This is a genomic window from Streptomyces sp. NPDC017529 (genome assembly GCF_044329785.1).
Lineage (GTDB): Bacteria > Actinomycetota > Actinomycetes > Streptomycetales > Streptomycetaceae > Streptomyces.
In genome coordinates this window covers 614,383-621,089 of record NZ_JBIRJY010000001.1, presented here as the reverse complement: position 1 = coordinate 621,089, position 6,707 = coordinate 614,383, and the positions used below count along the sequence as shown (strand labels likewise).

At 71.4% G+C, this 6,707-nt stretch carries 4 protein-coding genes (1 of these 4 running past the window's edge); 1 reads left to right on the top strand and 3 read right to left on the bottom strand.

Annotated features, from left to right (window positions below; genetic code table 11):
* From ACH4K4_RS02320 to ACH4K4_RS02310, 3 genes are all read right to left on the bottom strand, one after another.
* On the bottom strand, positions 1–1,659 hold the 5' portion of the coding sequence (locus tag ACH4K4_RS02320) for an MFS transporter (RefSeq protein WP_398164156.1). Its footprint begins 252 nt before the window's first position; only the first 1,659 of its 1,911 coding nucleotides appear in the window; the start codon lies at positions 1,657–1,659; its stop codon lies beyond the left edge, outside the window.
* Positions 1,660–1,755: 96 nt separating this feature from the next.
* A complete protein-coding gene (gene sph / locus ACH4K4_RS02315) occupies positions 1,756–2,748 on the bottom strand; it encodes a sphingomyelin phosphodiesterase (RefSeq protein WP_398164514.1) in 993 nt (330 codons plus the stop codon).
* A 198-nt stretch (positions 2,749–2,946) separates the two neighbouring features.
* A complete protein-coding gene (locus tag ACH4K4_RS02310; RefSeq protein WP_398164155.1) occupies positions 2,947–4,458 on the bottom strand; it encodes a M1 family metallopeptidase in 1,512 nt (503 codons plus the stop codon).
* A 113-nt stretch (positions 4,459–4,571) separates the two neighbouring features.
* On the opposite strand from ACH4K4_RS02310, the gene ACH4K4_RS02305 reads away from it, so the two are divergent.
* Complete coding sequence (locus tag ACH4K4_RS02305; protein ID WP_398164154.1) at positions 4,572–6,662, top strand: Xaa-Pro dipeptidyl-peptidase; 2,091 nt, start codon at positions 4,572–4,574, stop codon at positions 6,660–6,662.
* Positions 6,663–6,707: the final 45 nt, after the last annotated feature.

Here is a 6,707-nt window from a genome sequence, read left to right as displayed (position 1 = left end):
CTGGTGGGGGTTAGGGCTTTTTTTGTTTTCCTCGGGGGATTTTTGGGGGGGGGTTTGGGGGGGGGGGGGGTGGGGGGGGGGTGGGGGGGGGGGGGGGGGGGGGGGGGGGTGGGGGGGGGGGGGGGGGGGGGGGGGGGCCGGGGGGGGGGGCCGCCCCCCCCCCCCCCCCGCCACCGCCCCTTCTTCGCGCGCCGCCCGCGCCGCGCGGTCGGCCGCGCGCCGGATGACCGTGGTCAGCACCGTGACGACGCAGGTCAGTGCGACCGAGATGACGGTGGTCCACATCGCGGCACGGGCGTGTCCCGCGGCGCTCGGCGCCGCGCCGGCCAGGGCGAAGAAGGCCGCCCCGATGACCGCCACACCGGCGGCGCCGCCGAACTGCTGCGCGGTGGTCAGCACCCCGGCCCCCGTGCCGGCCCGCTGCGGCGGAACACGGACCAGTGAGGCGCCGATCAGCTGCGGGAACGTGAGGCCGTTGCCCAGCCCGGCCACCGCCATCGTGACGACGACCCACGGCAGCGCCCCGCGGTCCGGCTGGACGTACAGGACGAGGCTGAGCGCGGCCAGGCCGGTCACCGTCACGATGCTGCCCAGCTGAAGGACGCGCAGGCCGAAGCGCTGGACCAGCGCCCGGCTCAGCAGCGCGCTGCCGGCGAAGCACACACCGGTCGGCGCGAAGGCCAGCCCGGCCTGGAACGGGCCCAGCCCGAAACCGCCCTGGAGCAGCAGTGTCAGGGTGAACATCACGCTCGCCCAGTACGCCATGAAGGCCGCCCCCGTCACCACGCCGGCGAGGTAGGAGCCCTCACGGAAGAGCGTGAGATCGAGTACGGGATCGCCGCCCCTGGCGGCCAGGGCCCGCTGCCACAGCACGGTGGCCACGCCCACGGGCACGGCGGCGGCCAGGCAGATCCACGTCCAGACCGGCCAGCCGGCGGTCCGCCCCATGGCCAGCGGAACGAGCACCAGGCCCAGCGCCAGCGCCACGCCGCCCGCGCCGGGCAGGTCGAGCCGGGCCCGGCGGGCGGGGCGCACCGAAGGCAGGTACCGCAGCGCCAGCAGGGCCGCGGCCGCGCCGATCGGCACGTTGACCAGGAACAGTACGCGCCATCCCAGGCCCAGGATGTCGGCGTCCAGCATCAGTCCGCCGAGCACTTGGCCGGCGACCGACGCCGTACCGCCGGCGACGCCGTACCACGCCATCGCCCGGCCCCGCGCGTGCGCCGGGAACGAGGCGGTGATCGTGGCGAGCACCTGCGGCACCATCACGGCCCCCGCGAAGCCCTGGAGCAGCCGGAAGCCGATCAGCTGCCCGGGGCTCGTGGCGATGCCGCACAGCAGGGAGGTGACCGCGAAGGCGGCCAGGCCCGCGATGAACGCGCGCCGGTACCCGAACAGGTCGCCGAGCCGACCGCCGGTGATCATGCCGCTGGCGTACGCGAAGGCGTAGCCGCCGACGATCAGTTCCAGCGCCGCCGGCCCGGCGAGCAGGTCTCTCTCGAACGACGGCGCCGCCACGTTGACCACGAAGAAGTCGAACTGGGCCATGAACCAGGCGGACAGCAGGACGGCGAGCAGCGGTCCTGGGCGCGGGGCGGAGACGGGCGTGGGGGAGAGCCGCGCGGACGTGGCCGCGGGATCGGCGGAGGTCTCGGTCACTCCGGCATCCTGGGCCCACTGTGTCCAGGAAGGCAAGTGGCGTCCGTGGTCTGCGCCCCTTACACGCCCCTCCCGCCCGGTCTCCGCGCGGCCGGTTCAGCCCGCGGCCAGCGGATAGTGGTCGGAAAGGTTGCGGTAGGTGTACTCCTTGCCCCAACTCGTCACCGTCCAGGGCGCGGAGCTCTCCTTGACCACCTCGTTGCGCCAGGTGGCGGGCCGGGCGTGCCCCCGACGGTGCAGGACGTAGTCCAGGTCCTCGCGCGGGTCGTCCGGATAGCGGTACTTCGCCACGGAGTTCTCCCGGGTGTCGAAGGAGTACGGGTGCCCCGTACGCGCGTCGGCCGCCACGAGCCCGGCATCGGCGAGCATCGAACCGTATTCGGGCCCGTGCGCGTCCACATTCAAGTCACCGGCGACCATGACCTGTTCGCCCGCCGGAATGTTCTTGGCGTCCAGAAAAGCGTCCAACTCCTTGAACTGCTTCCCCCGGACGGCGGCCGCTTCCCCCGCCTTGCACCCCGGGTCGGTCGACTGGGCATGCGTACCGACCACATGCACCCTGGCGCCACGGACATTCAACACGGCGTAGGCGAAACCCTTGTTGGACCAGTAATCCGCCCCACAAGCGTCCTTGTACACGTACTGCTCCTTGTGCAGCACCGGCCACTTGCTCAAGAGCATGACACCACCGTCCTCCGGAGTGGTGGCGGAATAGGCGCCGCCAGTGGCGTCCCAGCCGCTCTTCCCCCGCCCGACCACCGGCGTCCGGTACGGATACTGCTTCGCCGCATACGAGGCGAGCGCCTCCGAAGAGGCATTGTCGAAGGCTTCCTGGAGTACGACGACATCCTTCCCCCGGAAGAAATCGGCGGACGCGATCGCCTGGGCCCGGTGGTCCTGTCCCCAATGGGGGTAAAGATTCTTGCTCATCAGGAAGACGTTGTAAGAAAGCACCTTCAACGCGGGCGCGGAAACGGGCACCTGGGCTGCGGTCAGCGGAGCGGCCGACGCCGCGGTGGACGTGGCGAGAAGCGCTGTCACGGCCAGCGCCGTCATAGCAGCGGTTCGGCGGTGGCGGCCCGGCGTCATATGCTGCACGGAAACTCCCGGTGGTGGGATGGGGGGTGATCCGCCGGACATCAAATCAGCTGCGCTAACTTCCGGATGACCGGCAGACGGCGCCGGGGTGGACAGGTCGTGGCGCGTGGGGGCGCGTGCGGACACGGGCTGACGCGCGCAGGGCCCCGGCGCGGTGCGCCGGGGCCCTGTTGCACGTGGCCGCGTGGGTCAGTGGTCGTGCTCGTGGTCGTGGATGCCGTTCGTCGCCTGGATGGACTTCCAGGACTTGGGCTGCGCCGGGGCCTTGGCGGGGGCCGCGGCGCGGGCGCCGAGGGTGGCCTTGGCCGTGGCGGCCGCGGGCTTGGCCGGCTGGTAGAGCCAGGTGTCGAACAGCTCGGCGAGCGGCTGGCCGGTCTTGCGCTCAGCGTACGTCACGAAGTCCCGCACCGAGGCGTTGCCGTACTGCCTGTCGGTGGGCCAGGACTTCAGAAGCCCGAAGAAGGCCTGGTCGCCGACCTTGTTGCGCAGGGCCTGGAGCGCGAGCGCGCCCCGGTCGTACACCGCGCCGTGGAACTGGTTGTCCGGGCCCGGGTCGCCCGGCTTGACCTTCCAGAACGGGTCGTCGGCCGGGTGCTGGGCGTAGACGTAGTCGGCCAGCTCCTGGCCGGTGCCCTCGCCCTCCTTCTCCGACCACAGCCACTGGCTGTAGCGGGCGAAGCCCTCGTTGACCCAGATGTCCTTCCAGTCCTTGAGGGAGACGCTGTCGCCGTACCACTGGTGCGCGATCTCGTGCACCACGACGGAGACGTTGGTGCCGTTGGCGAACGCCTCCTTGCCGTAGAACGGGCGGGTCTGCGTCTCCAGCGCGTACCCGGCCTTCACGTTGGGGACGTACCCGCCGACGGAGTTGAACGGGTACGGGCCGAAGACCGACTCCAGCCACTCCGTGACCTCGGTGGTGCGCTCGATGCTCGCGCGCGCCGAGCCCTCGTAGGCGCCGAGGTCCTTGCTGACGGCGTTGATCACCGGCAGGCCGCTGGCCGTGGTGTCCTTGGTGACGTCGAACTTGCCGACCGCGAGCGTGGTCAGGTACGTCGCCTGCGGCTTGTCCGAACGCCAGTTGAAGCGCGTCCAGCCCAGCTTGGAGGACTGCGACAGCAGCACGCCGTTGCTCAGCGCCTGGTTGCCGTCCGGCACCGAGACCGAGACGTCGTACGTCGCCTTGTCGGTCGGGTGGTCGTTGCTCGGGAACCACCACACGGCGGAGGCCGGCTCCTGCGCGATCACGCCGCCGTCGGGCGTACGGTGCCAGGCGGAGAAGCCGTCGATCTTCAGCTCGGACGGCTTGCCCGCGTAGCGCACCACGACGCTGATCTGCTTGCCCTTCGGCAGCGGCGCGGACGGGGTGACCTCCAGCTCGTGCTTGCCGGAAGTGGCGAAGGAGGCCTTCTTGCCGTTGACGCGTATCTCGCTGACCTTGAGGCCGAAGTCCAGGTTGAAGCGGTTCAGGTCCTGGGTGGTGGTGGCGAGCAGCGTCGCCGTCCCCTCCAGCAGGTCCGTCTTCGGCTGGTACTTCAGCCGCAGGTCGTAATGGGAGACGTCGTACCCGCCGTTGCCGCTCTCGGGGTAGTAGGAGTCGCCCACGCCCGGAGCGCCGGGTGTGTAACCGGCCGCGGAAGCCGGGATCGCCAGCAGCAGGCTGAGGGCGGCCGCACCCGGAACGATGAGTCTGTGACGCACAAAATCCTCCAACTGGTAGGGGAGGTGCAAGCCGTTCGGCTCGTCAGATAGTCGGTAATGCAGACCCTATGTACTCGGAACCTGGCCGTCATGTCCATGGCGCCATCTGACACATGACCGACATCGGGACGACACACGGCGCTCCCGCAACGCCCCTCCCGGGACTTCCTCCACGTGCTCCCGGCCCTCATGCGCACCCTTACGCACACGAGTTCCCCCGCGCTACCGTCCGCCCCGTGACCATTAGCGCGCGGATCAGCCGCGTCCCCTGGAAAGCGCTCGTGGCGGCGGTCGCCGTCGCCCTGTTGACCACGCTCGCCGGACCGGCCACCGCCGCCCGGGCCGCCCCCGGCGAGTCCAGACCCGTGTACTCCTACGACCGCGCCATACGCGAATCGGTCTGGGTGGACACGAGGATCGACGGCGACTCGGACGGGCGGACCGACCGGGTCGCCGTGGACATCGTGCGGCCGCGCGAGCCCGCGCAGCAGGGCCGCAAGGTTCCCGTGATCATGGATGCCAGCCCCTACTACTCCTGCTGCGGGCGCGGCAACGAAAGCCAGAAGAAGACCTACGACAGCACCGGGAAGCCGGTGCAGTTCCCGCTGTTCTACGACAACTACTTCGTACCGCGCGGCTATGCGACGGTCCTGGTCGACCTGGCCGGCACCAACCGCTCGGACGGCTGCGTGGACGTCGGCGGACGCTCCGACATCCAGTCCGCGCGCGCCGTCGTGGACTGGCTCAACGGCCGGGGCCGCGCCTACGACTCACGCACGGGCGGCAAACGCGTCACCGCGGGATGGTCCAACGGTGACACCGGCATGATCGGCAAGAGCTGGGACGGCACCATCGCCAACGGCGTCGCCGCCACCGGCGTCGAGGGCCTGAAGACCATCGTGCCCATCGCCGCCATCTCCTCCTGGTACGACTACTACTTCGCCAAGGGCGCCCCGCTGTACAACTCCGGGCCCGACGCGCTGGCCAACCGCGTCAACAGCCCCGAGGCGCGCCTGCGCTGCGACGCCGTGCAGAAGAAGCTCGCCGAAGGCGCCCCGCGCACCGGCGACCGGACCCGGCTGTGGACCGAGCGCGACTACGTCAAGGACGCGCAGAACGTCACCGCCAGCGTCTTCGTCGTCCACGGCATGCAGGACCTCAACGTCCGCACCAAGCACTTCGGCCAGTGGTGGGACGCGCTCGCCGACAACGGCGTCGAGCGCAAGATCTGGCTCTCCCAGACCGGCCACGTCGACCCCTTCGACTTCCGCAGGGCCGACTGGGTGCCGACCCTGCACCGCTGGTTCGACCACTACCTCATGGGCTACGACAACGGCATCGACGACGAGCCGATGGCCGACGTCGAGCGCGCCCCCGACCGGTGGACCACCGACCGCGTCTGGCCCGCCGCCGGCACCTCGGCCACCACCGTACGGCCGCGCAACGGCACCGCCCCCGGCGTCGGCGAACTCGGCACCCGGCGCGCGCCGCACGGCGCCACCGAGACCTTCACCGACGACCCGCGCCTGAACGAGGCCGACTGGGCCGCGCAGATCGACACCTCCACCCCCGCCAAGGCGGGTTTCACCACCAAGCCCCTCGCCAAACCGCTGCGCCTGTCCGGCAGCGGCAAGGTGACCGTCACCGCCACCCCCAGCACCGCGACCGCCCACCTCTCCGCCGTCCTGGTGGATCTCGGCCCCGACACCATCCGCAACTACGGCGCCGCGGGCGAGGGCATCACCACGCTCGCCGACCGCACCTGCTGGGGCGCGAGCACCACCGGTGACAGCGCCTGCTACAAGGAGACGAAGGCCGACACGGTCGCCGTCGGCCACACCGTCTTCAGCCGCGGCTGGGCCGACCTGGGCAACTGGGCGAACCCGGGCAAGGGGCGCCCGCTGACCCCGGGCAAGCCCTACACGATCACCCTCGACCTGGCCGCGAGCGACCACGTCGTACCCGCCGGGCACCGGCTCGCGCTCATCATCGCCGGAACGGACGCCGATCTGATCGACCCGCCGTCCACGACCCCGCGCCTGACCCTCGACCTCGCCCGCACCGCCGCGCGCCTGCCCGTCGTCGGCGGCGGCAAGGCGCTGGCCGCGGCCACGGCGGGGACCGGCGGCCCGGCACGCGTCGCACCGGCACCGCTGCACGGCGTCGCGCCGCCGCTGCCGAGCCGCGTACCGGACGTGCGCTGACGGTACGGGCGGGGCCGGGGCACCGCGCCCCGCCCGTACCCGCGA

Excerpts from the sequence above, each read along its gene's own strand:
- sph (WP_398164514.1), bottom strand. The coding sequence starts at position 2,748 with ATGACGCCGGGCCGCCACCGCCGAACCGCTGCTATGACGGCGCTGGCC.
- ACH4K4_RS02305 (WP_398164154.1), top strand. The coding sequence starts at position 4,572 with ATGACCGACATCGGGACGACACACGGCGCTCCCGCAACGCCCCTCCCG.